The sequence below is a fragment of the Sphingomonas sp. OV641 genome (assembly GCF_900109205.1).
Taxonomy (GTDB): Bacteria; Pseudomonadota; Alphaproteobacteria; order Sphingomonadales; family Sphingomonadaceae; genus Sphingomonas.
Genome location: NZ_FNZB01000027.1, coordinates 1 through 2,841, shown reverse-complemented (window position 1 = coordinate 2,841; position 2,841 = coordinate 1). Strand labels below are relative to the sequence as shown.

The following is a 2,841-nucleotide window of genomic DNA, read 5'->3' as shown; positions in this document are numbered from 1 at the left end:
ACATCGATCGCGGTCTTCGGCGTCGTGCTGGCTTGGATGGCAGCCCGCCACCGCAAGGGTCCCGAGCGGTCGCGGTCGTTGTATTGGGTGGTGCTTGGCCTGATGACGCTCGCGATCTCAATTCAGGGGTTCCTCGGCGGAACCTTCATGCATGGCGGAATAAACCACTTGGCGTTCTGAGGGGCCCGACGCTTAGTAGCCGCTCGCGTGTTGGCGCGGTTCGAAGGAGAATGCGGCAGCGCCGACCTTCGTGCCGTAGGATGCCGCCAGCGATCCCGGCTCCGCTCGGGCGTGTCGAGGAACCCCGACCCTGATAATAGCACACTGTCTCGATGCACTCGCGCGCGAGCCACGGGATCGTGGTACGGGATCATCGAACGGAGAAAGGCCGTGTCGCCGATCGTCGTGTGGATACGAATAAGCGCGAAGCAGCCGAAGAAGATGACAAGCGAGCCGGCGATCAGCGCTTTGTTGGCGGTGTTCGCTCGTCGCACCGCCAATGGCTCCCGCTACGTCGGCGGTACGCTCCGAGCGGAATACAGCCCGGCGAGGGCGGATGACAATCCACTGTCGCGGTCGCGCAACAGGTTATGAATTGCGGTCGCAGCGATCGCCGCTTGTCCGGCTGCGACGCTGATCTGATCGAGCCCTTCCACGACGTCGCCGACTGCGTAGAGACCCTTAACCGAGGTTTGTTGGTGGGCATTGGTTAGCACGCACCCGGATTCGCTGAGCTGTGCTCCGAGCAAAGAGGCAAGCCGCGTCCGAGGTGATGAGCCGAGTGCGGGGTAAAGCGTGTCGAATTGTAGCTCCAAGCCATTGGCCAGCCTCACCTCGACACACTCGCCAAGACGCAACTGCCCGACAGGCGAGGGGGCGACATCAATGCCCTGCTGGTCCAGCTTGGCAAGTTCGGTCGGCCCAAGATCGAGCGAGCGTTCGGCCAGAAGCGTGACCTTGGCCCCATAAGCCCTCAGGAATTCGGCTTCTTCAGCACCATGACCATCGCCGCCGAGCACCGCCACGTTCATGCGCCGGGCCTCATAACCATCGCAGATCGGGCAATAGCGGAGAAGCCCACGCGCCACGCCGATGTCATGCATCGCATCAGGCATCTCGGGACGCCGGTTGACGACGCCCGTCGCAAGGACAACGGTCCGCGCATACAGGACGTTCAGTTCGCAGCTTGCCGAGAAGTGGTCGCCTGACGCGACGATTGCGTCAATCTCACCTCTCTGGACCGTACCGCCATATTCGCGCAGCTGAGCCTGCAAACGGGCAAGAAACGTGACGCCGGAAATGCCGCCGGGAAATCCTGGCAGGTTGTGCGAGCGCGGGATGGACGCGGCGCGCCCTGCCGCCGCATCGTAGACGACGCAGCTCCTGAGAAACCGCGACAGATAGATCGCGGTCATGAGGCCCGCTGGACCACCGCCCACTATCAGACAGTCGATGACCTCCTCAGGATCTCCAGTCCAGCCCTGATCGGTCAACCGCAACCTCATCATTACCCCGCGCATGCGCCTATCAGGCCCGCGGCCACAGTTGGTTTAAGGGGAGACGCAGTGAAAAAGCGCTCCATGCTCCCTTCTGAATACGCGCTGCCACCGCCGACCCCTCATCGAGAGCGGTGCGTCGGCACGAAAAAAGATCGTGAGGGGTGACCCGTCCAGCTGCGTAATACAGGTGAGCCCAATTGAAATGGAGATTACCTAAATGCGCCGCTTGTTCATCACGACTGCCGCCGCCGCCCTGTTCTTCGTAGGCGGCGTGGCGAACGCGCATCCGAAGCTGGTGTCCGCCAGTCCCGCTGCCAACGCGGCGGTCGCGACCCCCGAGAAGATCAGCCTCCAGTTCAGCGAGAAGCTCGTGCCGGCTTTCTCTAAGGCCGACCTTACCATGGCCGCGATGCCTGGCATGGCGGCCATGAAAATGCCCAGCAGCGCCGCAGTCGGCGCCGATGGCCGGACGCTCACCATCACCCCGAAGCAGCGTCTCCCGCGTGGACGCTACAGCGTCGACTGGCAGGTCGTCTCTGGCGACACACATAAAATCACCGGCAGCTACAATTTCACGGTGAAGTGAGCGAATGCTCGACTGGCCGACCGTCGCCATCCGCTTGGCGTTGTACCTGGTCCTGGCGGCGCTGTTCGGCCTGTCGGCCTTCAGCCTCTACGGCCTTCGCCTTGGCGAGCGCGATGATGCAATCGCGCTGCGGCCTTGGCTCACGGCAAGCGCGGCGCTCGGGTTGCTTCTCTCGGCCGCTGGCCTGATCCTCATGGCCTCGGCGATGGCCGGATCTCCGTTCTGGCCGATCGATCAGGCTGCTGCGGCCGCGCTGCTCGGAGGGTCGGCGGTTGGCACCGCCTGGAAGGTGCGTATGGTGGCGCTCGTCATCGCCGGCGGTGCAGCCCTGCTGGCGCGAGGCAGAGCATCATGGCTGGCTATGGCCATGATTGCGGCAGCCGCGGCATTGGCGACACTCGCGTGGAACGGGCATGGTGCCGCGAGCGAGGGAAGCACGGGATGGCTTCACCTCACTGCGGACATCCTCCATCTCCTTGCTGCCGGTCTGTGGGTCGGGGCGCTGTTCGGATTGCTTCTCCTGATGGCGCGGCGCGCCGAGGAGATCGATGCTGCGCACCTTCGGCTGACCCATCGCGCCCTGCACGGGTTTGGCTCCGTTGGTACGCTCGTTGTTGTTACCCTGGTGGTAACTGGTTTGATCAATAGTTGGCTGCTCGTCGGGCCGACCAATTTTATGGCTCTGGGAACGACACTTTACGGCCTGTTGCTGCTCGCCAAGCTAGCCCTGTTCGCCGGGATGCTGGGGCTCGCTTC

General features: G+C 63.4%; 3 protein-coding genes and 2 pseudogenes. 3 read left to right on the top strand and 2 right to left on the bottom strand.

The annotated features are described in order from the left end of the window. Positions 1-180, top strand: a pseudogene (locus BMX36_RS21145) (hypothetical protein); the annotation flags it as partial. Positions 181-359: 179 nt separating this feature from the next. Here the strand turns inward: BMX36_RS21145 and BMX36_RS22285 are convergent. Both BMX36_RS22285 and BMX36_RS21135 read right to left on the bottom strand, forming a co-directional pair. Further along, positions 360-485: pseudogene (locus BMX36_RS22285) on the bottom strand (DUF305 domain-containing protein); the annotation flags it as partial. A gap of 24 nt (positions 486-509) precedes the next feature. Then, positions 510-1,505, bottom strand: a complete 996-nt coding sequence (locus BMX36_RS21135) for an NAD(P)/FAD-dependent oxidoreductase (protein ID WP_314375488.1) — start codon at positions 1,503-1,505, stop codon at positions 510-512. A gap of 211 nt (positions 1,506-1,716) precedes the next feature. Between BMX36_RS21135 and copC the strand changes: the two genes are divergently transcribed. Beyond that, a complete protein-coding gene (gene copC, locus BMX36_RS21130) occupies positions 1,717-2,085 on the top strand; it encodes a copper homeostasis periplasmic binding protein CopC (RefSeq protein WP_007407009.1) in 369 nt (122 codons plus the stop codon). 4 nt (positions 2,086-2,089) lie between these two features. Continuing rightward, on the top strand, positions 2,090-2,841 hold a 752-nt coding region (copD, locus tag BMX36_RS21125), incomplete at its 3' end, for a copper homeostasis membrane protein CopD (protein ID WP_093068536.1).

Coding starts and splice junctions, on each gene's coding strand:
- BMX36_RS21135 (WP_314375488.1), bottom strand. CDS start 1,505: ATGAGGTTGCGGTTGACCGATCAGGGCTGGACTGGAGATCCTGAGGAG.
- copC (WP_007407009.1), top strand. CDS start 1,717: ATGCGCCGCTTGTTCATCACGACTGCCGCCGCCGCCCTGTTCTTCGTA.